The sequence below is a fragment of the Streptomyces sp. NPDC104096 genome (assembly GCF_055584385.1).
Genome location: NZ_JBVJMD010000059.1, coordinates 16,936 through 38,412, shown reverse-complemented (window position 1 = coordinate 38,412; position 21,477 = coordinate 16,936). Strand labels below are relative to the sequence as shown.

General features: G+C 70.0%; 21 protein-coding genes and 1 pseudogene. 8 read left to right on the top strand and 14 right to left on the bottom strand.

What is annotated here, in order from left to right; all coding sequences use genetic code 11:
- Positions 1-44: 44 nt before the first annotated feature.
- A complete protein-coding gene (locus ACZ60B_RS36200; protein ID WP_469394795.1) occupies positions 45-2,165 on the bottom strand; it encodes a SpoIIE family protein phosphatase in 2,121 nt (706 codons plus the stop codon).
- Positions 2,166-2,433: 268 nt separating this feature from the next.
- Positions 2,434-2,603: pseudogene (locus ACZ60B_RS36195) on the bottom strand (DNA topoisomerase IB); the annotation flags it as partial.
- A 295-nt stretch (positions 2,604-2,898) separates the two neighbouring features.
- On the opposite strand from ACZ60B_RS36195, the gene ACZ60B_RS36190 reads away from it, so the two are divergent.
- On the top strand, positions 2,899-3,285 hold the full coding sequence (locus tag ACZ60B_RS36190) for a hypothetical protein (RefSeq protein WP_469394793.1): 387 nt from the start codon (positions 2,899-2,901) through the stop codon (positions 3,283-3,285).
- Between the two features lie 203 nt (positions 3,286-3,488).
- Here ACZ60B_RS36190 and ACZ60B_RS36185 read toward each other — a convergent pair whose 3' ends face one another.
- From ACZ60B_RS36185 to ACZ60B_RS36175, 3 genes are read right to left on the bottom strand one after another with little or no spacing between them, the layout of a single operon-like run.
- On the bottom strand, positions 3,489-3,836 hold the full coding sequence (locus ACZ60B_RS36185) for an STAS domain-containing protein (protein ID WP_469394791.1): 348 nt from the start codon (positions 3,834-3,836) through the stop codon (positions 3,489-3,491).
- A complete protein-coding gene (locus ACZ60B_RS36180; protein ID WP_469394789.1) occupies positions 3,833-5,119 on the bottom strand; it encodes a PP2C family protein-serine/threonine phosphatase in 1,287 nt (428 codons plus the stop codon). The genes ACZ60B_RS36185 and ACZ60B_RS36180 overlap by 4 nt, the downstream gene beginning before the upstream one ends.
- The gene (locus tag ACZ60B_RS36175) at positions 5,119-5,922 is read right to left on the bottom strand and encodes an alpha/beta fold hydrolase (protein ID WP_469394787.1); all 804 of its coding nucleotides are present in this window, start codon (positions 5,920-5,922) and stop codon (positions 5,119-5,121) included. Before ACZ60B_RS36175 ends, ACZ60B_RS36180 begins: the two co-directional genes overlap by 1 nt.
- 302 nt (positions 5,923-6,224) lie before the next feature.
- Between ACZ60B_RS36175 and ACZ60B_RS36170 the strand changes: the two genes are divergently transcribed.
- Positions 6,225-6,737 (top strand): hypothetical protein, encoded by a 513-nt coding sequence (locus ACZ60B_RS36170; protein WP_469394785.1) that lies wholly within the window; start codon positions 6,225-6,227, stop codon positions 6,735-6,737.
- Between the two features lie 60 nt (positions 6,738-6,797).
- Here ACZ60B_RS36170 and ACZ60B_RS36165 read toward each other — a convergent pair whose 3' ends face one another.
- Positions 6,798-7,898 (bottom strand): sensor histidine kinase, encoded by a 1,101-nt coding sequence (locus ACZ60B_RS36165; protein WP_469394783.1) that lies wholly within the window; start codon positions 7,896-7,898, stop codon positions 6,798-6,800.
- Between the two features lie 170 nt (positions 7,899-8,068).
- On the opposite strand from ACZ60B_RS36165, the gene ACZ60B_RS36160 reads away from it, so the two are divergent.
- From ACZ60B_RS36160 to ACZ60B_RS36150, 3 genes are all read left to right on the top strand, one after another.
- A complete protein-coding gene (locus tag ACZ60B_RS36160) occupies positions 8,069-9,148 on the top strand; it encodes an endonuclease/exonuclease/phosphatase family protein (RefSeq protein WP_469394780.1) in 1,080 nt (359 codons plus the stop codon).
- A 693-nt stretch (positions 9,149-9,841) separates the two neighbouring features.
- Positions 9,842-10,069, top strand: a complete 228-nt coding sequence (locus tag ACZ60B_RS36155) for a hypothetical protein (protein WP_469394778.1) — start codon at positions 9,842-9,844, stop codon at positions 10,067-10,069.
- Between the two features lie 224 nt (positions 10,070-10,293).
- Positions 10,294-10,842: a type 1 glutamine amidotransferase domain-containing protein gene (locus ACZ60B_RS36150; RefSeq protein WP_469394776.1), complete on the top strand. Its 549-nt coding sequence runs from the start codon at positions 10,294-10,296 to the stop codon at positions 10,840-10,842.
- A gap of 666 nt (positions 10,843-11,508) precedes the next feature.
- Here the strand turns inward: ACZ60B_RS36150 and ACZ60B_RS36145 are convergent.
- Together ACZ60B_RS36145 and ACZ60B_RS36140 are read right to left on the bottom strand one after the other, a co-directional pair.
- On the bottom strand, positions 11,509-12,015 hold the full coding sequence (locus ACZ60B_RS36145; protein ID WP_469394774.1) for an SRPBCC family protein: 507 nt from the start codon (positions 12,013-12,015) through the stop codon (positions 11,509-11,511).
- A gap of 104 nt (positions 12,016-12,119) precedes the next feature.
- Positions 12,120-12,539 carry a hypothetical protein gene (locus ACZ60B_RS36140; protein ID WP_469394772.1) on the bottom strand — a complete coding sequence of 140 codons (420 nt, stop codon included), beginning with the start codon at positions 12,537-12,539 and terminating at the stop codon, positions 12,120-12,122.
- 102 nt (positions 12,540-12,641) lie between these two features.
- Here ACZ60B_RS36140 and sigJ point away from each other — a divergent pair, with 102 nt between their 5' ends.
- Positions 12,642-13,574 carry an RNA polymerase sigma factor SigJ gene (gene sigJ, locus ACZ60B_RS36135; protein WP_469394770.1) on the top strand — a complete coding sequence of 311 codons (933 nt, stop codon included), beginning with the start codon at positions 12,642-12,644 and terminating at the stop codon, positions 13,572-13,574.
- Between the two features lie 62 nt (positions 13,575-13,636).
- Here sigJ and ACZ60B_RS36130 read toward each other — a convergent pair whose 3' ends face one another.
- Positions 13,637-14,041, bottom strand: a complete 405-nt coding sequence (locus ACZ60B_RS36130; protein ID WP_469394768.1) for a VOC family protein — start codon at positions 14,039-14,041, stop codon at positions 13,637-13,639.
- 415 nt (positions 14,042-14,456) lie between these two features.
- Between ACZ60B_RS36130 and ACZ60B_RS36125 the strand changes: the two genes are divergently transcribed.
- Positions 14,457-14,834 carry a hypothetical protein gene (locus ACZ60B_RS36125; protein WP_469394766.1) on the top strand — a complete coding sequence of 126 codons (378 nt, stop codon included), beginning with the start codon at positions 14,457-14,459 and terminating at the stop codon, positions 14,832-14,834.
- A gap of 127 nt (positions 14,835-14,961) precedes the next feature.
- On the opposite strand, the gene ACZ60B_RS36120 is transcribed toward ACZ60B_RS36125, so the two are convergent.
- Genes ACZ60B_RS36120 through ACZ60B_RS36100 form a run of 5 tightly spaced genes read right to left on the bottom strand, consistent with a single transcriptional unit; the run spans position 14,962 to position 19,939 of the window.
- The gene (locus ACZ60B_RS36120) at positions 14,962-16,290 is read right to left on the bottom strand and encodes an LLM class flavin-dependent oxidoreductase (RefSeq protein WP_469394764.1); all 1,329 of its coding nucleotides are present in this window, start codon (positions 16,288-16,290) and stop codon (positions 14,962-14,964) included.
- A gap of 38 nt (positions 16,291-16,328) precedes the next feature.
- Positions 16,329-17,381 carry an ABC transporter substrate-binding protein gene (locus ACZ60B_RS36115; protein WP_469394762.1) on the bottom strand — a complete coding sequence of 351 codons (1,053 nt, stop codon included), beginning with the start codon at positions 17,379-17,381 and terminating at the stop codon, positions 16,329-16,331.
- A gap of 43 nt (positions 17,382-17,424) precedes the next feature.
- Positions 17,425-18,156, bottom strand: coding sequence for an ABC transporter ATP-binding protein (locus ACZ60B_RS36110; protein WP_469394760.1), 732 nt, complete (start codon positions 18,154-18,156; stop codon positions 17,425-17,427).
- Positions 18,153-19,046 (bottom strand): ABC transporter permease, encoded by an 894-nt coding sequence (locus ACZ60B_RS36105; protein ID WP_469394759.1) that lies wholly within the window; start codon positions 19,044-19,046, stop codon positions 18,153-18,155. Before ACZ60B_RS36105 ends, ACZ60B_RS36110 begins: the two co-directional genes overlap by 4 nt.
- Positions 19,043-19,939 (bottom strand): TauD/TfdA dioxygenase family protein, encoded by an 897-nt coding sequence (locus ACZ60B_RS36100; protein WP_469394758.1) that lies wholly within the window; start codon positions 19,937-19,939, stop codon positions 19,043-19,045. The genes ACZ60B_RS36105 and ACZ60B_RS36100 overlap by 4 nt, the downstream gene beginning before the upstream one ends.
- 1,093 nt (positions 19,940-21,032) lie before the next feature.
- On the opposite strand from ACZ60B_RS36100, the gene ACZ60B_RS36095 reads away from it, so the two are divergent.
- The gene (locus tag ACZ60B_RS36095; RefSeq protein ID WP_469394755.1) at positions 21,033-21,281 is read left to right on the top strand and encodes a hypothetical protein; all 249 of its coding nucleotides are present in this window, start codon (positions 21,033-21,035) and stop codon (positions 21,279-21,281) included.
- Positions 21,282-21,477: the final 196 nt, after the last annotated feature.

The window sequence follows — 21,477 nt, the reverse complement described above, 5'->3', positions numbered from 1 at the left end:
GCCGGAGGCACCCCCGGCAGCGGACCGTCTCGGGAACGTCCGGCCTAGGAAACGTCCTGCAGCACGAGCAGTGCGATGTCGTCGAGGCGCTGCCCGGCGGTGCCGGCCTCGCTCAGCACGGTGTCGATGAGCAGGTTCAGGTCTTGGTCGTCGGCTCGGGCGAGGTGGCGGGCGAGACGGGCGATGGAGTCGTCGAGGTCGACACCGGGTGTCTCGACGAGGCCGTCGGTGTACAGCGCCAGCAGCATCCCCTCGGTGAGCGGATTCTCGGTCATGGGGAAGTCGGCGTCCGGGTCGATGCCGAGGAGTGGGCCGGGCTGGACCTCGAGGGGCCGGGTCTCGCCGTGGGGAAGGCGCATGATCGGTGGCGGGTGACCGGCACTGGCCAGGATGAGCCTTCGGCGGGCGAAGTCGAGGTGGGCGTAGAGACAACTGGTGAACAGGTCGGAGCCGAGATCCGCGACGAGCCGGTTGGTCCGGTGAAGGACCTGGTCGGGGGTCGTGCCGAGGGTCGCGTGGGCGTGGACGCCGGTACGGACCTGGCCCATCAGGCCGGCGGCGGCGACGTTGTGGCCCTGCACGTCCCCGATGACGGCGGCCACCGCCGTGTCGCCGAGACGGATCACGTCGTAGAAGTCTCCGCCGATGTCCATGCCCCGGGTGGCGGGGAGGTAGCGGGCGGCGACGCGCAGGCCGTCGATCGTGGGAAGACTGTGCGGGAGCAGCGCCTGCTGGAGGCCGTGGGCAAGTGCGTGTTTGGTGTCGTAGAGGCGGGCCCGGTCGAACGCCTGGGCGATGAGCCCGGCGAGGGAGGTGAGGACGGCACGTTCCTCGGAGGCGAAGGTGTGCGGACTGTCGTAGGACAGGACGCAGATGCCGACCGGCCGGCCGGAGATGACCAGGGGCAGGAAGGCCCAGGCCTGTTTGCCGCTGACCGACGGGGCCTCGGGAAAGCTGTGCCGCATCTCCGCGACGTCGGCGAAGAACGCGGGTGTGCTGGTCGCCAGGACCTGTCCGGCAGGGGTGAGAACGGTGTCGAGGGGGAGGCCGTCCAGGCGTGCGATGGTCTCGGATGCGTAGCCGCGGTGGCCGGAGATCCTGAACCGGCCGGCGTCGACGGTGGCCAGGACGAGGCCGCGGGCCCCGAAGGCGGGCATGATCTGGTCGGCGACCAGGTCGACGACGTCCTGGACGCCGACGACCTCGGTCAGCGCGGCGGCAAGGTGTGTGAGCTGGTACAGCTGACTGACGCGGGCCGGTGCGGCCCCGTCGGCCCCGCCCGTGGGGCCGAGGGACGGCGGTGGGGACGACGTGTGGGCATCGCCGGGAAGGATGCGGACGCTGATCCCGCTGTCATCGGGGTAGAGGTGGAAGTCCAGGTACTGGTCCGGCGGACGGCAGGCGGTGAACGAGACGGGTTCCCGGCTGATCACCGCGGCACGGTAGCGGTCCTCGTAGTAGGGGTCGTCGAGCCAGCGCAGGGACAGCCACGGCACGGTGCCCAGCAGCTGACCGGCGTCGCGGCCCAGCAGGTCCCCGGCGCCGGAACTGATGTAGGTGAAGCGGCCCTCCAGGTCCAGGGAGCAGCTTCCACCGGGCAGACGTTCGACGAAGTCGGTGACCGCCAGCTCCGAGGGCGCGGTCCTGCGGCCGGTTCCCACGGGAACGGAGCGGGGCACTGCGTAGTGGACGGGCCGACCCTGCTCGGCGGCTTCCTCGAGCAGCCGGGCCAGACGGCGACAACTTGAGGTGATGTTGCCGCGCTCGCGCGGGGTCATGTGGGAGGGGCGCGTGGCCGGCCACATCAGCAGCAGCGTCCCCCATCGCCGGGTCCCGATGACCGGCGCGGCCGCCAGCGCCAACGGATAGGGGAGCACCAGGGCGGTGCGGGGGTAGGAGCGGGCCATCTCTTCCTGGCTGCCGACCCACACCATGCGTTCCTCGCGCACGGCCTCGGCCACGGGTGTCGGGGAGGCGAGCACGATCTTCTCCCAGGGCGCGGCGAACTCGACCGGGACGCCGCACACCAGTTCCAGACAGAGCAGTGGCTCGTCCGAGGCGAGCAGGTACAGCGCGCCGATGGACGCACCGGTTCGGCGCACCGTCTCCGCGAACGCGGTGTCCAGCACCTCGGCGTCCGCGGCCCGGTCAGCCCGACTCGTCATGCTGTGTGCTCCTCTCGAGTCCCCCGGTTCCCGTGCCGGTCGGAGTGCGCGCCCCGGACGTTCAGGAGCCGGCTTCGGCGAGGCCACGGGAGAGCATGCCCGCGCCCGGTCGCCGACGGCGCGGGCGGCCCTGGTGCGCTCGCCGCGGGTGGTGGTGAAGTCACCCACCGGCAGCCGCCCGGCTTGCCGGCGCCGGGGTCCGCCTTTCCCATCTGCCCTCACATATCCCTTTGTCACCGTTTACGGGATTTTTAATGAACTCGGCCGACGCAGCCCGGCACACCGCAGGCGTGTTGCCGAGACAACCGGCCACTTCACGGACCGCCCGGGTGATCGCGCGGCTCCGAGCGGTCTCGTTGCTCGCGACGGGCTGCGAGACCACCAGAGCGACAGCGTCCGGCACAGTGGCATGCCAGTGCGAAAGTCCTTTGCGGAGACGTCCCGCCCGGACGCTTCACGGAGCAGCAGCGTGGTGAGGCCATAGCTGTGGTTGAGGTCGGCGCAACGGTCACGGGGCCGGCTGTGCCGGGGACGCACCTCGACTCCCTCCGAAGCCTTTCCGTGACGGGTGGGGCTCTTCTCCAGTACCCCTCGCGTCCGATGTCGCCGTCGTCCCGACAGCCCTGCCCCGATTCCTCGCCGGGCTTCGTGGAACCGCTCGTCCTGGGTACTCGGCAGCGCGAGACAGGAGCGTGCACAACGGCTCCGCCCCGTCGAAAAGGCAGGTCCACCCATGACTGAGAAGCCACGCCCGTCCGAGCCCGCACACGGTCAGGGCCCGAGCCGTCACCGGGGCACCGGCCAGCACGGCTGGTCCCGCGACGTGGACGAGACACGACAGCAGGACAACCCGAGCGCCCATCGCTCCTTCCATGCGGCCGAGTACGGCGGCGGCAGAGGGCCGGGCCGGACGAAGTCCGAGGAAGAGACACGATCGGTACCGGGCGACACGGTGAAGAGCGACAGCACCCGCGGCGAGGAACACGCCGCCGGAGACCAGCAGGGCCACAGGTCCACGGGGCGCAGAGGAGCGTCCCGACGCCCCAGCGGCACCAAGGACACCTCCGCCATGACCGGCGTGGACCCCCAGGACCCGAAGTCAGGGCCTCGGCCGGGCTAGCGCCGGACGACATCTGAAGGAGGCGGACTACTCATCGGCGTCGTGGCACGCGGGTCGACGCCCGAGGGCCGAAGGTCGGCCCGGGCGGCCGGTCGGTCGGCGGCTGCCGGGTTGCTGTCCGCGGTTCGGCCCGAAGCCCTCGGCGTGACCGTACGCTCGCCAAGGCGATCGGCGACAGACCGTGCCCGGTCGAGGAACAACGACTACTCCTGCATCGGCTCTCCCCCGCCCCGTACGCCGGGGTGGACGGGGAGAATCTGGTCGAGGCCGACAATGCGCAGGATGCGCAGCGTGTGAGCGGGTACGGCGGTCAGTGCGACGGCCGCTTGTGCGGCGCGAGCGTGGTGATGAGCGGCGATCAGCGCGCTGAGGCCGCTGGAGTCGCAGAACTCCAGGCCGCCCAGATCCAGGAGGAGGCGCTGGCCCGGCCGGAGGGGGACGGTGGAGACCAGTGCACGCAGTTCGGCGGCGCTGTCGTAGTCGAGCGTGCCGAAAATCTCCAGAACGGGACCAGCCGCAGCATCTCGGACGGTGACCTTCAGGGGGCTCATCGGCTTCCCGTCCGACGGTCGGAGGCCGGGACGCCGAGAGCGAGCAGAGCCGTATCGTCGTCGAGACCGTCACCGAAGCCGTGCAGGAGGCCTGTCAGCCCCCGGATCAGAGCGGACGGGGACCTGCCGGCCCGACCGGCGGCGAAGGAGAGCAGGGCCTCGTCCCCGTAGAGACTGGTGCGGTCCTCGCCGGTGCGCGCTTCGGTGATGCCGTCGGTGTACAGCAGGAGAGTGTCGCCGGGAGCGAGGACGGTCGCGGCGGCGCTGAAGCCCGCCGCGGGCAGGACGCCGACCAGCAGGCCACCGGGGGTGGGCAGGAACTCGGCGGTGCCGTCGCCACGCGTGATGACGGCTGAAGGGTGTCCGCCCGAGGCCAGGTGGACGGCGACCTGCCCCGTGCCGGGATCGGGTTCGAGGGTGCCGAAGACCGCGGTGCAGTATCGCGGGTCACCGCTGCCGCCTGCGTACCGCTCGTACAGCACCTGGTTGAGGGTGCTCAGGGCCGAGACGGGGTCGGAGTCGTGCAGGGCCGCGGCGCGCAATGTGTAGCGGGTCAGCGAGGTGACCGCAGCGGCCTGTGGCCCCTTGCCGCACACGTCGCCGAGGAAGAAACCGAAGCGCTTGCCGTCCACCGGGAAGACGTCGTAGAAGTCGCCGCCGAGCCGGTCGGGATGGGCGGTGTGGTAGTGGGCGGCCGCCTCCATGCCGGGTATCCGCGGCAGAGTGTCGGGCAGCAGCGACTGCTGGAGGACGGCGAGGGCGTCCTCCAGCCGGGACCGGTCGGCCTCCGCCTGCTTGCGCGCTTCCTCGGCCGCCTTACGCCCGCGCAGGAGCTCTTCCTCGTAGGCACGGCGGTCCCGGGCGTCGAAGAGGGTGGTGCGGATCAGCAGGGCCTGACCGGTGCTGCCGTGCTTGACCACGGAGGAGGCCAGCACCGGCATCCGGCCGTCGGCCTGCTTGATCTCCAGGGCGATGCCGCTGATCTCGCCCTGCATCCGCAGCAGCGGTGCGAAGTGCGTCTCGTGATACAGCTTGCCGCCCACGGTCAGCAGGTCGGTGAACCGCATCCGGCCCACCACCGCCTCACGCTCCAGGCCCAGCCAGGTGAGCAGCGTCGTATTGATCTTCGCGATGGTGCCGTCCATCAGCGTGGACAGGTAGCCGCACGGTGCGCTCTCGTACAGTTCCTCGGCACTGTCCTCCAGCAGTGCGGCGAACACCGGACCGGACGCTTCCCCCTTGTGGGCGTCGTGCGGATCGGGACGCTGCTCGGCCCGGCACATCACCGCAGGCCCGCCAAGAAGTTCCGGATGGCCTCGTTGGTGGCTTCGGGCGCGGACAGGTGCGGACAGTGCCCGTGCGCGTCCAGCGTGACAAGGGTCGAACCGGGAATAGCCCCATGGATGAAGGCGCCCACCTCACGGGGAGCGATCACGTCCTGGGCGCACTCCAGCACCAGGGTCGGCACCCGCACGCTCTTCAGGTCCTGCCGCGAATCCGACAGGAACGTGGTCCGGGCGAAGACTCGCGCCATGTCCGGATCGGTGGCACAGAAGCTGTTCTTCAGCTCCTCACCGAGGTCCGGCCGGTCCGCGTTCCCCATGATCACCGGTGCCATCGCCGCCGACCAGCCCAGATAGTTCGACTCCAGCGACGACAGGAGTTCGTCGATGTCGTCGGCGCTGAAGCCGCCGCGGTAGCCGTCGTCGTCGATGTACCGCGCGGACGGCGCGATCATCACGTGTGCCGCGATCCGCTCCGGAGCCATGTCGGCCGCCAGCACACCGATCATCGCGCTGACGGAATGGCCCACGAACACCGCGTCGCTCAGATCGAGCGTCTCGCACACCTCGACCACGTCCTGGGCGTAGCCGGCCAAGGAGGTGTAGCGATCCTCCGAGAACGCGGCCGCGTCCGAGCGGCCCGAACCGACGTAGTCGAACAGCACCACCCGGTGGTCCTCGGCCAGGGCGGGCAGGGTCAGCCTCCACATGTTCTGATCGCAGCCGAACCCATGAGCCAGCACCACGGTCCGCCCGCGCGGGTTGCCGGTGACGACGACGTTGTTCCTCCGAGCGACATCCATGCTCTTCAGTCTCGCAGGTACCACCCAGCGCCTGGGTACGACCGCGTCCCCCTCCCGTCTCATCACGCAACACCCCCACATCTCACGCAACGCCTCCACGGCCGAAGGGCCGGGTCCCTGGTCGGTCCCGCGCGTTGGGTGCGGCCCGCAGCCGGGCCGCAGGCTGTGACGCCGGCCATTTCCTCGGGCGGATCGTCTGTCTACGCTGTTGCGTCACAGGCGGGGCAGCGCGGCTCCGCGAAACAGCTCGCAGGACGGATCGGCCGGACACCGGCGAGCGCGCTCCCGAGAGACCCACTGCCGTGACCGATGATCTGACTCCTGTCATAGCCGCCTCCGCTCGATGGCTTCTCGCCGCCTACCCCGCGCCCGCGGGTGCCCTCAGCCGGGCGCTGGCCGAGGCCCAGGCCCGGCAGGCCGCGTCCCTGGCCGCCGCCCTGCGCTACCCCACCGACATGGACGTGCAGCTCCTTCATCTGCTCGCGCCCAGCGGCGCGCACCGACTGGACTGGCTGAACGGGCACGATCCGCAGCCCGACGACTCGGCCTGGCGGACCTGGGTCGACGAAACCGTCGTCAGCTGGGCAGCCTGCCTGCTGGCGGATCCCGCCCTGGCCGCCTCCGCCCAGCGGGCCGTCAGGGGGACCGAGCACCAGGGCGACGCAGGTGCCCTGCAACGGCTGACCGATCCCGGCAACCGGGACCACGAAGCCGCCGTCCTGCTCCGCCATCCCGACCTTCTCGAAACCGTCGCCGCCCTGCACCGACCCGAGCTCATGGAACTGCTCAGCGTCGAGGGCGCCGAGCTGCCGTGACGGTGTGAGCCGCGCCGACGGACCCGACCGGGCCCACACCACGACCTCGCCCGGTTCCGCTCATCTGTCGGCCTCCTGGTCCATCGCGGGGAGTTCCACGGTGATCCGGATCCCGCCGGCGGAACGCGGGGTGAGGGTGAGCGTGCCGTCGTGTGCGTGGGTGATGGTCTTGACGATGGCGAGTCCGAGGCCGACACCTGCGTGATCGGTGTGTACGCGTTCGGTGCCGCGCTGAAACGGTTCGGTGAGTGTCGAGACCAGCTCTGGGGTGAGCTTCTCGCCGGTGTTCTCGACGGTGAGCACCACGGTCCCGGGGCGCACGCTGGTGTCGACCCACACCGTGCCCTGTTCGGGCAGGTTGTGGACTATGGCGTTGTGCACGAGGTTCATGGCCGACTGCAGCAGGAGCGCCTGCGATCCGAGGGTGCGGCTGACGGCGCCGCCGGTCTCGATGGTGACGCCGTGCTTCTCCGCGAGGGGCAGGAGTGTTTCGGTGGCTTCCTCCGCCAGGAGGGACAGGTCGACCGGTTCGCGGGCGAAGGAGCGCTGGTCGGCGCGGCTGAGCAGGAGCAGTGCCTCGGTGAGGCCGATGGCCCGGGTGTTGACGGCGTGGAGGCGGTCGATGAGTTCGCCGGTGTCGGCGCTCGGATCGGTGCGGGCCACGTCGAGAAGCGTCTTCGAGATCGCCAGCGGTGTGCGCAACTCGTGTGAGGCGTTGGCCGCGAATCTCCGCTGTTCGGCGACGTGTGCTTCGAGTCGTTCGAGCATGGCGTCGAAGGCGTCGGCCAGTTCGTGGAACTCGTCGCTGCGGCCTTCCAGCGCGATCCGGTGGGAGAGCGAGCCGTTCGCGGCCATGCGGGTGGCGCGTGTGATGCGATTCAGCGGGGCGAGCATGCGACCGGCGAGGATCCATCCTCCCAGCAGGCCGAACACCAGCAGGAAGGCCAGCACGACGGCCGCGATCGGGGCGAAGTCCCGCAGGACGGAGTACTGGTAGTCGGGTTCGAACAGGAGCCCGACGTGCGGCACACGGGTGAGGAACACCCACACCGCCGCGAGCAGCAGACCGCCGGCCAGCATGAGGAATCCGGCATAGCTGAGGGTGAGCTTGACGCGGACGCTCAGACCGGGCTGCCTGTCCTCGACGATCGACACACGCATGCTCTCGATGCTACGAACCGGCGCATATCGTCGGCATATCGAAAACCGGATACGTCCCGGCAACACCACGTCGGTTTGACTGGCGGCATGACTCGAATCCCGCCGTCGGCTGCCCACCCCACCCAGAGCCCGAGGAAGCAGCCGTGACCGGCAGTGAGCAAGGACGGACCATGACGCAGGTCGGCACGGCGGAGACCGGGCGGGACGACGCCGGACCCCGCGATGCCCGCCCACGCACGCTGCGCGTGGTCCTCCGCCGGGCGATACGGGCCGGCTCCCGGCCGGGGCCCTGGAAGCGCGGGCCGGTGCTCGCGGCCCTGGCGGTGCTGCTGGGTCTGCTCATGCTGCTGCACTCGAAGATCCCGAACCGGATCGGAAACCTCGGCAGCCTGACGGATACCTTCCTGCCGTGGTTCGGCCTGTTCGTCCCGGTGCTGCTGGCCGCGGCGCTGTGGCGCCGCTCCGCCTCCGCCGTCGCCGCGCTGCTGCTGCCCGTCGTGGTGTGGGCGAGTCTGTTCGGCGGGCTGCTCGGCGACAAGTCCCACCCGGGCAGCGACCTCACCGTGGTCAGCCACAACGTCGACGCCGACAATCCCGACCCGGCCCGCACCGCGCGTGATCTGGCCGCCTCCAAGGCGGACGTGCTCGCCCTGGAGGAGATCACCGCGCAGGCGCGGCCGCTGTACGAGAAGGCCCTGGCGAAGTCCTACCCGTACCACACGGTGCTGGGCACGGTCGGGCTGTGGAGCAGGCTGCCGCTGTCGGACACGCGACCGGTCGACACCAAGCAGGACGTCGGACCGCTGGGCGACGCGAAGCCGGCCGACGAGAAGATGGCGTACAACCGGGCGCTGCGCGCCACGGTGGCCACGGACCACGGGCCGCTGGCGGTGTACGTGGCCCATCTGGGATCGGTACGCGTGTCGCCCCGGGGCGGTTTCTGGACGGAGAGCCGGGACAGGAACGCGCAGGCGCTCGCCGAGTCCATAGCCGCCGAGCACAACGAGCGGGTGGTACTGCTCGGTGACCTGAACGGCACCACGGACGACCGTGCGCTCACCGGTCTCACTTCGCGGCTGCGCTCGGCCCAGGAGGCAGCCGGGGACGGCTTCGGCTTCAGCTGGCCGGCCGCGTTCCCGATCGCGCGGATCGACCAGATCCTGGTGCGTGGCGTGGAGGCGGACAGTGCGTGGGTGCTGCCGACCACCGGCAGCGACCACCTGCCGGTGGCGGCCGGGATCAGCTGGTAGCCACCGCCACGGCGCTGCTGCGCCTGCCGACGGGGACGCCGACGCGGACCATCGTCTCGACTGCTTCCACGGCGCACTGCGGGTGAGTCCCGACGGGAAACGGGCCCTGGACGACGGCTGGGTGTGGCATCCGGTCGGGATTCCCTCGGTGTGGGATCTCGACCGATGGATCGAGGTCGACGCCTGGGAGTCCGAGGACGGTCCGGGCCGGGTCGATGTGTGCGGCCGGGAGTACTACTGGGATCACGCGATGGCCTGGATCGACTCGGTCCGGGTCGCCGTCGGGGGTGTCTGTTCAGCTGCGGTGAGACCGGTCTGTCGCTGTGGGATCCGGCCGAGGGGAAGCTCACGGGCCTCGTTCCAGGCTTCTCCCCCACGCATCACCACCGGTCCGCACGACAGTTCGTGCAGGTCGTGGGTGACGTGGCGCGCGTATGGAGCGCTTGACCGGCCCGCGCCCGTCCTCGCGCGGGCCGGGCGGCGGCCGGTGACCCGGTCGCGTTCGGGTTGGGGTCGGTTGCGCTCGGTCGGGTTCGGCGCCGACGGGCATCAGACGCTGATCCGCTCTGCCAGGGCCCGGACTGGACACACGACCGCCACGGTCGGCTTTCACGATGATTCGCCCGGATCGGCGGGGGAACCCGAATCGGGTCCCATGAGCCGTACGCGCGGGACGGGAAGTGAGGACGACGCGTGGGGTACGAGTTGCGTGCGCAGTATGCGGAGGATCCCTCGCCACGCTCCGCCGGGCCCGTTGTCGAGATCTGGCACATGACGGAGGAGGGCGAGACCCAGGCTCTGTGCGGGCAGCGGCTCGATCCGGCCGCGTGGACTCAGCCGTCCACGGCGTGGGGTACGCCTGCGTCCGATCCCTTCTGCCGCGAGTGCGGGGTGCGCTACCTGCGCATGGGCGTCGGCTGACGTACCCGGCGGAGCAGGCGTTCCCGGCCCGTGAGACGAGAGTTCGGCGGGCCGACAGGGGGTACCCGATGGACGACGCGGCGGACTTCTGCGGCCTCGCACCCGCCGCCGCATCCGGGTCTGCGGAAGTCCGGCGCCGGGCCTCACGGCCCGGACCGAGAGGGCGGGGAGCAGGCACCTTGCCGTGCCCGTTCCGCCGCCACGTTCGAAAGGAGGCAACCGTTATGCGCATCGCATTTCTGGTGGCGCCGGAAGGCGTCGAGCAAGTCGAACTGACCGCGCCGTGGAAGGCCGTGGCGGAGACCGGGGACATCCCGGTCCTGGTCTCCACGAAGTCGGGCGAGATCCAGGCCTTCGACCACTTGGACAAGGCGGACACCTTCCCCGTCGACGCGGTCGTCGATGACGTGACGGCACGGGAGTTCGGTGCCCTGGTCCTGCCGGGAGGCGTCGCCAACCCGGACAACCTTCGGATGAACGACGCGGCGGTGGCGTTCGTGAAGGACTTCTTCGACGAGGGGCTGCCGGTGGCGGCGATCTGTCACGCACCGTGGACTCTGGTCGAGGCGGATGTGCTGCGGGGGCGCACCCTGACGTCCTGGCCGAGTCTGCGTACCGACATCCGAAACGCCGGCGGCACCCATGTCGACGAGGAGGTACACATCGACGCGGGTTCCAACACACTGATCACGAGCCGCAAGCCGGACGATCTTCCCGCGTTCTGCAGGGCGTTGGTCACCGAGTTCGCCAAGACCGGGAGCGGGGCTTCCTAGCCCGGACGAGAGGGGGAGCTTCCCGGCCCGGACGTGAGGCTCGGGCTTCGCCGGTCTTCATCAGCGAGAACGGCGGTGCCGACTCGCCCCACGAGCGCGGCGGCTGTCACGTCGGAGATCACCGATGACAGCCGCGGCCTCGCCTGATCCGGGCGGATGAAGTCAGAAGTCCTCCCCACATTCACGCTCCGCTCCTAGGGAGCGCCGCTCGGTACCTGTCCGGAACGTTCATCAGGCCACCACGTTCGCGCGATGTCCTTCCGGATCTCGGGACGCGGGCCATCGTCCGTCTCCTCCAGCGCGCGGCGACTGGGCGCGGACCTCCTGCCGGACTTCTCCTGCACCATCCTTCGACGCATCCGACTGCCTCCTCCGCTGCCTCCAGCTGTCTCCTGTGTTCCTCACTTCCTGTCTCCTGTGTTCCTCACTTCTCCCGAGTTCCGCATTCTGTGCGATTTAGACTTATTTCACCAGAGTTGTCGAGATATCAGTCCTGCTCGCCCGCCCGAGCGTCTCCGCACTCGCGCGCCTCTACGACGGACACCCTCGCACCGGCGCACGGACGAGGGCACGATGGCCGGGACACCGTCGCTTGACGTCGCCTCCTCCACGAAGGAGACGACGTCAACCTGCCCTGCACACGGTCGAGCAGGCCGTGACGGAGCGTCAGGAGTTCTCCTCGGCGAGTGCCTTGATGCCACGAAGGGTGGTTTCCATCCCCGCGCGCAACTCCTGGAGCCGGAAGGCGATGAGCTCCTCCTCCCGGTCCGGCCAGCGCTCCAGGCCCAGCGTGACTCCGCTGCGACCCGGTCCGATGCGGACCGACTGCCGCAGCCGGCTGCCCCCGCTCTCGGCGTCGAGTTCGTAACGCCAGTTCGCCATGGCCTGCGCCGGATCCAGCGTCGGTTCTCCGTAGCGGCCGTCCGCGTCCGTGACGGCCCAGGCGAGCGCATGGGGCTCGTCCAGCTCGACCACATGGGAGACGGTCCGCCACTCGCCGAGCTGCGGGTGGTGGTTGTAGCCCTCGAAGCAGGCACCCACCCGGGGCCGGTCCGCGCCGTCGAGCCATGCGACACGCCGGAGTTCAGGGCTGAGCCGGGCGGGCAGACCGATGTCGGCCACCAGTTCCCAGACGCGCGGCACAGCCGCCGCGACATGAACGTCACAGTGCACGCTCGGACCATCAGCGAATCGCACAACGCCCCCTTCGATGCCGGTTTCCCTCATCATCCATGACGCTGAACGAGCGGGCCGACGGCGGTCACCCCCTCATCGGGTCAGCCGTGGAAGCCCTGATCCGGGCCTTGGTGTCGGGACAGCGCCAGCACACTCAGACCGAACATCAGGACACCGAGGGGGAGATGGACCGACGGGATGTGCGCGATGCCGAGCACGACCTGGATCGAGGCCAGCACGAGGAACCCCGACGCGTGCCAGACCGGCCGGGGCGAGCCGCCGCCCGGCTTCCACGCCAGCACCGCCGCGAGCACGTACAGCATCGACGCCCCGTACATCACCCGGGCTCCGACACTGTGCAACGTCTCTCCGTAGGAAACGGTCAGCAACAGGCCCGCGGAGAGCGCCTGAAGAAAGATGGTCAGGGTCTGGAGGAGGATGGCGATCCGCAGGAACGAGGAGCCCCGTCGTGCGCTCGCCGCCTTCGTCGTCCTCGCCGGCTTCGTCGTCTCAGTGGCCATGTCGCAGTCCCCTTGTCCGCCCTCGGGCGACAGATCGATAAGGTCTCACCAGTCCGACGACGCAGGCGGACGAAAGGTAAGGCGAGGGGGCGGCCGGAAGGCATGGGAAGTGTGCGGGCCGGTACCGCCGAGGCAGCCGACGAGCGACGTCAACTGGTCAATGTCGCCTACCGGTTGCTCGGTTCGGTGACCGAGGCGGAGGACGCGGTGCAGGATGCCTACACGCGCTGGTACGGGCTGCCGCAGGACCGGCAGGAGGAGATCCGCTCCCCCGGCGCCTGGTTGACGACGGTCACCAGCCGCATCTGCCTGGACCTGCTCGGCTCGGCGCGGGCCCGTCGTGAACACTACGTCGGCGCGTGGCTGCCCGAGCCGCTGCCCGACCGCGCCGAGTGGAACCACACGGTCGGAGCCGACGGCGCCGGCCCTGCGGACCCCGCCGACCAGATCGTCCTGGACGAGTCGGTGGCGATGGCCTTCCTCGTGGTGCTGGAGTCGACGACGCCCGCCGAACGGGTGGCGCTCGTCCTGCACGACATCTTCCGGTACCCGTTCGCCGAGATCGCCGACGTACTCGGCCGCACCCCCGCGGCCTGCAAGCAGCTTGCGGCCTCCGCCCGGCGGCGGGTCGGCGGCGCGCAGGCTCCGGTGACCGCGAACGGCCGGGCCGAAGTGGTGCGGCGGGTCAAGGAGGCATGGGAGACCAAGGACATCGCGGCGCTCGTCGGTCTCCTCGACCCGGCCGCCGTGATGACCGCCGACGGCGGCGGCCTGGTCGGCACCGTACTGCACCCGGTCGAGGGCGGCGCGCGCATCGCCCGGTACCTGGTCGCCATCGCCGACAAGGCTCCGGGGCTGGAACTCCTGGAGCGATCGGTCAACGGTGTGCCGGGCCTGGTGGCCCGGCGGGCCGGGACCGTCATGACGGTGGCCGCGTTCGACGTCTCCGACGGGCGCGTCACCCGGATCTGGGCGGTCCGCAACCCGGAGAAGCTACGACCGTGGACACAGAGGGGCAGCGGCGCCAACCTCTGAGCTCGGCGCTCAGGCCGAGCCCCTGACAACAGTTCGTACGGTTCCGGCCCGGGCCGGTGCCGTCAGGAGTTGCTCCAGCCGCGGGTGCTGAGCACCAGCCGGTAGCCGTCAGGGTCTTCGACGCTGGCGCCCCAGGTGTCCCAGTACGAGTTGCGCGCCGGTACGCGCTTGCCGCCGTGGGCCTCCAGGCGTGCGAGCAGTGCTTGCGGTACCTGTTCGTCGAGATAGACGACGAGCAGATCCTCCTCGGTGGGACGTGGTTCGACTACGGCGTCGTGGACGAGTTCGAGGTGCCAGGAGGCGTCCGGCCAGCCGACCATCAGCAGATCGTGCTCGTCCGGCTTGTCTGCGTTCTGCGACCGGAACAGCACGCTCAACCCGAGCCCGTCCACCCAGAACCGTTCCGCCGCGGCGAGGTCACGGGAGGGTCGGGCGATACGGATGTGGCTCCGGCCGGTGGCGGGCATGCGTGCTCCTCGACATCGATCACGTTCTGGCCGCGACAGCGTAGAAGGCGATGTCTCCCACCACATCGGCCCAGCGGCACAGCACCGATCCGCCGCGAGTCCTACGCCCGCGGGCCGATCCTGGGGAGACATCCCAGGCTTCCGTGTTCTTACAGGTCAACTGGGGTGGGATCATTTCACCGTTGCGGGTCGGGCGGCTGCTGCCGGAAGATTTTCTGCATAGTCGGCGAGAGCGTCCGCGGAGAGCGGCAGCGCTGCACCGGCCGAGTCCGGGCGCGAGTGTCCGCAAACACCTTTGGCATACGAGGGACTCGCGACAGCAGGGCACAACTGCGCCGACCCTGCCCGGGCCTGGTCATGACCTGCCGCCGATCACAGGCGGCTTCGAACAGTTGACTGAATACTTGGAGGTCTGATGAAGTCCGTCATCCGGAGGGCTGCGGGATTCGCGGCGGCAAGCGTGGCCGTCGCGACCATGTCCTTGACCGGCGCGTCCGCGGCCCACGCGGAAGCCCCCACCCAGGGTTGTCCGTACCCCTACGTCTGCTTCTACCTGAACAACGCCGACCTGCTGGCGGGCAAGCCGATCTCGAAGTACCGGGACGTCACCAGTGGCTACCAGGCGGTCAAGCCCCGCCCGCACTACGGGGTCTTGAACACCCGCAATGACGACGTGGTGTATCTGCGGCTCCAGGACGGGTCCTCGATCTGCCTTCCGCCGAACACCCAGACCCTCTTCACCGACGGCTACAGCGTCACCGGAATCAAGATCTCCAGCAGCTCCAGGTGCTGAAGAGACCGGAGCGACCGGCGGGCGCGCGTGATCGCGCCCGCCGGGCCGGCCCCGGTTCACGGACGCGGGCGGGACAGACGCAAGGTCGGACTTCCGCCGCTCGGGAGCGGCGGAAGTCCGGTGCGGGTCAGCCGTGGAACTGGTTCGCCGGAACCGGGAGCCCGTAGTGCTCGCGCAGGGTTGTGCCTTCGTACTCCTCGCGGAACAGGCCCTTGCCACGCAGGATCGGCAGGACGTGCTCGACGAAGGCTTCGAGGCCCGAGGGCAGGGCGGGCGCCATGATGTTGAACCCGTCCGCCGCGCCTCCCTCGAACCAGGCGATGATCGTGTCCGCGACCTGCTCGGGCGTGCCGATGAACTCGAAGTGGCCGCGCCCGCCGCCGAGCCGGGAGATGATCTGCCGGACCGTGAGCTTTTCGCGTGCGGCGAGGTCGATGATCAGGTCGGAACGGCTCTGCGCACCCTCCAGTTTCGGCCTGGCGAGGATGAAGTCCGGCAGGAGCGCGTCGAGTTCGAAGGCCGACGGCTCGGTCTCGAACACGGCGGCCAACTGGCGCAGCCCGTACTCCGGGACGCGCAGTTCGTCGAACTCCCGGGCCAGCGCCTGGGCTTCCGCCTCGGTCGACCCGATGTACGGGACGATGCCGGGCAGGACGATCACACCCTCGGGGTCGCGGCCCGCGGCCCTGGTCCGGGCCTTGATGTCGGCGTAGAAGGCGGCCGCACGCTCGTACGTCGTGTGGGCGGTGAAGACGGCCTCGGCGTGACGGGCCGCGAAGTCCTTTCCGTCCTCGGAGGAGCCGGCCTGGACGAGCAGCGGATAACCCTGGGGCGGACGCTGGACGTTGAGCGGACCCGCCACCTTGAAGTACGTGCCCTGGTGGTCGAGCCGGTGCAGCCGCTCGGGGTCGGCGTAGCGTCCGCCGGCCTTGTCCGCGACGACGGCGTCCGACTCCCAGCTGTCCCACAGTGCCTTGGTGATCTTCAGGAACTCGTCGGCGCGGGCGTAGCGCTCGGCATGGCCGGGGCGGTCGTCGAGGCCGAAGTTGGCGGCCTCGTCAGCCCCCGCCGAGGTGACGATGTTCCAGCCGGCACGACCGCCGCTGACGTGGTCGACGGAGGCGAGCCGGCGCGCGAGGTTGTAGGGCTCGTTGTACGTCGACGAGACGGTCGCGATGAGGCCGATCCTGCTGGTCGCCTGGGACAGGGCGGTCAGCAGCGTCAGTGGTTCGAGCTGGCCCGGTGGCCTGAATTCACCGGTGCCGATGAGGGCGGGGCCGTCGGCCAGGAACAGCGAGTCGAACTTGGCGCTCTCGGCGAGCCGCGCCAACTCGATCCAGTGGCGCAGGTCGAAGTCCGCCCGGGGGTTGCTGTGCGGGAGCCGCCAGGCCGCCTCGTGGTGGCCCGCCTCCATGAGGAAGGCGTTGAGGTGGAGCCGGCGCTGTGTTGCGGTCATGGGTTCTCTCCTTCGGGTGTCGGGGTGGATGGCGGGGCTCAGTCGAAGGTCAGCTCGGAGCTGTCGTAGCCGGCCGGAAGGAGGTTGTCGGTGATCGACGCGACGTCCACCTTCTTGGTGATCTGGCCCGATTCCAGGAAGACGTCCGCGAGCTTCTGCTCCAGCTCGATGTCGGACTTCTCGACCGGGGTCACCCGGTTCGAGTAGGCGGCCAGGGACGCCTCGGCGTCGGCCAGGGGGATGCCCTGTTCCTGCGAGAGCGCCTTCGCGTACTGGTCGGGGTGCTTGATCGCCCAGGCGTACTCGCGGGAGAGCCGCTTCAGGACGTCGGTGAGGGCCGCGCGCTTGGTCTCGTCCTTCAGCGACTTGTCCGCCGCGACGTAGTAGCTGCTCGTCTGGTCGATCGGCGGGAGGCCCTTGACCAGGATCCGCGCGCCGTTCTTGACCGCGATCGCGGACTGCGGGTTCCAGATCGACCAGGCGTCCACCTTGCCGGTGTTGAACGCCGTCGCGGCGGCCGCGGGGTCGAGGAAGACCAGCTTGGCGTCCTTGGGCCCCAGGCCGACGCTCTTCAGCGCGTTCAGGGCCAGTCCGTGGGCGGAACTGCCCTGCGGAACGGCGATCCGCTTGCCCTTGAGGTCGGCGGCCGTCCTCAGCTTCGAGCCCTTCGGCACGATGATGTTCTCGACCGCCTGGTCGGGCGTGAGCGAGCGGTTCACGGCGACGATCTTGAAGCCGTACTCCTTCGCGGCACCCGTGATCGGCGGTACGTCACCGACGCTGCCCAGGTCTATGTCTCCCGACGCGGCGGCCTGGACGAGCGGCGGGCCATAGGTGAAGCGGGCGAACTTCACCTTGTAGGGCGCGTTGTCGAACACCCCGGTGATCTCCGCCAGCTCCTGGCTGCCGTCGCCGCCGTTGTCTCCGATGGTGAATGTGTACTTGCTCCATTCCGGATGCTTCGCGCTGCTCGCGTTGCCGGCGTTGCTCAGCGGCGCGGTGGCGTCCGAGGACGAGCCGCAGGCGACGAGAGTGCTCGCGAGGGCGAGGGAAGCGGCGGCGGTGACGATTCTGCCGGTTGTCCTGTGCATGGGAGGTCCTGTGCTTTCTGTGCTGGGTGCCGGTGTTCGGGGGTCAGTGCTGTCCGGCGAGGCCGAGGTCTTCCAGGAGCCGGGCGCGCAGTTCCTCGCGCGCGACGCTCGCCTCACGGTCGGCGGCGGAGAGGTGGATCTCGTAGGAGCTGCCGATGCGGCCGTCGCTCATGACGAGGACTCGGTCCGCCAGGGCGATCGCCTCGTCGATGTCGTGGGTGACCAGCAGCATGGCCGCCTGGTGCTTCGTCCGCAGGGCGCGTACGAGGTCGTGCATGCGCAGCCGGGTGATGGCGTCGAGGGCCGCGAACGGCTCGTCGAGCAGGACGAGTTCGGGCTCCGATACCAGCGCCCTGGCGAGCGAGACCCGTTGCGCCTCGCCGCCGGAGAGTTCCTTGGGCCACGCCTTCTCGCGGCCCGGGAGTCCGACCTCGGCGAGCACGTCGCGGGCCCGCTGGTCCGCGTCGGGTCCGTGCAGGCCGAGGGTGACGTTGGGAAGGACCCGCTGCCAGGGCAGCAGCCGGTCGGCCTGGAAGACGATCGCCCGCTGCGCCGGGACCTCGACGCGTCCTCCGTCGGGCCGGTCAAGACCGGCGAGCAGCCGCAGGAGGGTGCTCTTGCCGCAGCCCGAGGGGCCGAGCAGGATCACCAACTCCCCTTCGGCGATGGTGAGATCGAGTTGATCGAGCACCACCCTGTCGCCGAACCGCCGGACGACCCGCTCGACGACGACACCGGTGCTCCGGCGGAGGTCGGCCGCGACTGTGCTGCTCATGACGCCTCATAACTCGGGCGCCACCGCAGCAGCACCCGCTCGAGAGCCCGGACGAACTGGTCGGCGAGCAGACCGAGGAGCGAGTAGATCACCAGCCCCACGAAGACCTGGTTGGTCTGCAGATAGGTCTGTCCCTGGGTGATGAGGAAGCCGAGTCCCTTGTCGGCGTTGACGGTTTCCGCGGCGACGAGACCCAGGACGCTGTACGCGAGGGAGAAGCGGAGGCCGACCAGGAAGCCGGGCAGGGACCCGGGCACCAGCACCCGCGTCACCAGGCGCCATGTGCCCGCCCCGGTCGTGCGGGTCATCTCGATCAGCCGCTGGTCGACGCCGCGGATCGCCGCGAACAGGTTGAGGTACATCGGGACGCCCGCCCCGAAGGAGATCAGCAGGACCTTCGTGAGTTCGTCGATGCCGAACCACACGATCATCAGGGGCAGCACCGCGAGGAGGGGGATCGTGTTGAGTACCTGTACGACGCCGTTGAACAGGTACTCACCGCTGCGCAGCAGTCCGCCGAGCACTCCGGCGACGATGCCCACCGTCAGGCCTAGCGCGAGTCCGAGACCGGCGCGTTGCAGCGAGATGGCCAGGTCCGGGCCGAGCACACCCTGCCGCCACAGGTCGACGGCGGCCTTCACGATCGAGGTCGGGGCCGGGGCGTAGGTCTTCGTCAGCACCCCGGCCCGGGCGAATACCTCCCAGGCGACGAGGATCACGACCGGGGTCGTGTAGATGCCCAGTGGCCAGCGCAGCCGCTCGCGGAGTGCGCCGAGCGTCGTACGGCGGCGCGCGCCACGCGGAACGAACACCTCACGTTCCCGCTCGTTCTTCGTCGCGGCGACCGGGCCCTTGAGGACTGCGGGAGCCGGGATGCGGACCTCGGTCATGCCGCCACCGCCAGGACGCCGGTGTAGTGCGAGGCGTCGCCGACGAGTTGCTCGCTGCGGCGCCCGTCGACGCCGATCGGCACCTCTCCCGCGACGGTCACCCGGTTCAGGAGACGCGGGTGGTCGTCGTAGTTGTCCACCGCGTAGTGCTGGGTGATCCGGTTGTCGAAGATCAGCAGCTGGCCGGGGGACCAGTTCCAGCGCAGGATGTTCTCCGGACGGGTCACGTACGACTGGAGGATGCGCAGCAGATCGGCCGAGTCGCTGCCCGACAGGCCGACGATCCGTTTGGCGAACCCCCCGATGAACAGGCCTCGTTCGCCCGTCAGCGGATGCACCCGCACGACCGGGTGCTCGGCCTCGTACGGTGTCGACACGAAGGCCCGGTCGTACTCCTGCTGTTGTGCCGTGGCGGCCACGGGGCGGGCGTAGTCGTACTGGTTGGTGTGCACGACGCGCAGGGAGTCGGCGAGGGTGCGCAGCGGTGCGGGCAGGTCTCGATAGGCCGCGGCGGCGTTGGCGATGAGCGTCTCACCGCCGTAGGGCGTGGTCACGAGCGACCTCAGCGTCGTGACCTGCGGCGGGTTGACCACGAACGTGACGTCCGTGTGCCACTCGTCGGCCTTGGAGGTCTCGCTGTCGACGGCGAGCACGTTCGTCGTGCCGTCGACGGCCGCCACGTTCGGATGGGCGGTGGTGAGTTCGCCGAACCAACGGGCCACGCACTCCTGGCCGGAGTTGTCGAGGCCTGCGTCGTCGAAGACGAGTGCCTTGTGCTCGTTGAGGGCGTCACGGAGTGCCGTGAGCGTGGAGTCGTCCGGTGGCGTCGTCAGATCGACGCCCTCGGCCACCGCGCCGATGCGGCCGGTGAGCTTGCGGATGGACACGGGCATGAGGAGGTCCTTCTCGGGGAGGGGTGGGCGTACCACCGTGTGCTGAGAGGTCGGCGGCGATGACGAATCGCCTCACCGGCCGGCCGGACGGAAAAGGGAAAGGGGCTGCGGTCACGACGCGGGGCAGGCGGCCGTCAGCCGTGCGGGAGGCACGGCCGGGCGGATCCGGCCACCAGGGGGCTGATGGCGAACAGTCGAACCCGATGACGGGGCCGTTTGCCTACCTGTGGTCGGCTACCGGTTCTTCGACGACCGAGCCGGTTCGCTCGTACGGCGTCGCCGCCCGTGCGCGCCCCGCGCCGCGGACTTCCCGGCCGCGGCCGGGAAGGTGGGGTGCGGGTGAAGGACCTGGAAGGGGTAGCCGAGAAGTCGAATGCGTCGGTCCCGCAGAACTACAGCGCGACAGAGATGATTTGACGCTTCCTCAGCCACGTCGCCGCATCGGTGCGAGGTGCGCGGCCGGTGCGCGCCGGTCGCTGCCGGTCGCTGCCGGTCGCTGCCGGTCGCTGCCGGTCGCTGCCGGTCGCTGCCGGTCGCTGCCGGTCGCTGCCGGGGACGGCTTACCGGGTCAGCGACAACAGAACGTACTGGCGACGTGCGCCAGATCGATGTGGCGCCGCCGGGTGAGGTCCACGTGCGGGTTCATGGGACGGGAGTTCAGCAGACGTCCACCGGGGCGGTCAAGAACGGGTCTCGCATCGCGGACACGGAGGGGCTCTCCGCTTGTCCCGAACAGTAACGGTCCCGCGCCGGACGACGGCTCGCGCCAGGCCCGTGCGAACGGGCCGGGGCGGATGGCACCAGCCCCCTCACGGCCCCCTGCCAGTGACCCCACGGGGGAGCGGAAATACCTGGTCAGCAATGGCGCTGACGAGAATTCGCCGGGACCCGCCGACCGGCTGGTGAACGTTCGGCGGACGCGGGCGCGTGAACCGTGCACGCAGCCTTCGCCAACCGCTCGCCGAGGTACGCGACATGTCCAAGGAGTGGACACGTGGCCGGTACGGACGGTCGACGGGGTGCGCCGGGAAGGGGGCTGCGGGCGGCCGGCGGAATCACGCGCCGAGGCGACCAGGACACTTGGCGCCTGCCTTTGACCCGCACGTACGGAGTCCGCGTCATCCGCGAACTGCTCGGCCTCGGTCCGACCGTCGAGGACCTGCCCGCCATCGCCGACCGGATCCAGCTCCTGGTCGAGAACCCGCAACGGGTCCGCGAAGGCGACGAGTCGGGCTCACCCGGCTCGGGCGTGGTCGCGCGTCGGCCGGCCGCCATCGACGCCGAGTCCGGTCGACCGACCCTGCCGCGCGCCCGTCCGGCCCGGCAGACGGGGCGGACTTGAGAGCCTCGCAATGCTCTGCACCCGCCCGGAGCGGCGTGTCCGCCGCGCCTTCCTGCGAACGAAACACCCCCGACCGGCTGGTTCGTGACGCCGCCATGTGGTTGTCTGGACCCATGACCGTGCTCGTGACCCGCCGCCACGTCGATTACGTGCGTGTCACCACCACCGGTTGTCCCGCCGCGAGCTGACCTCACGC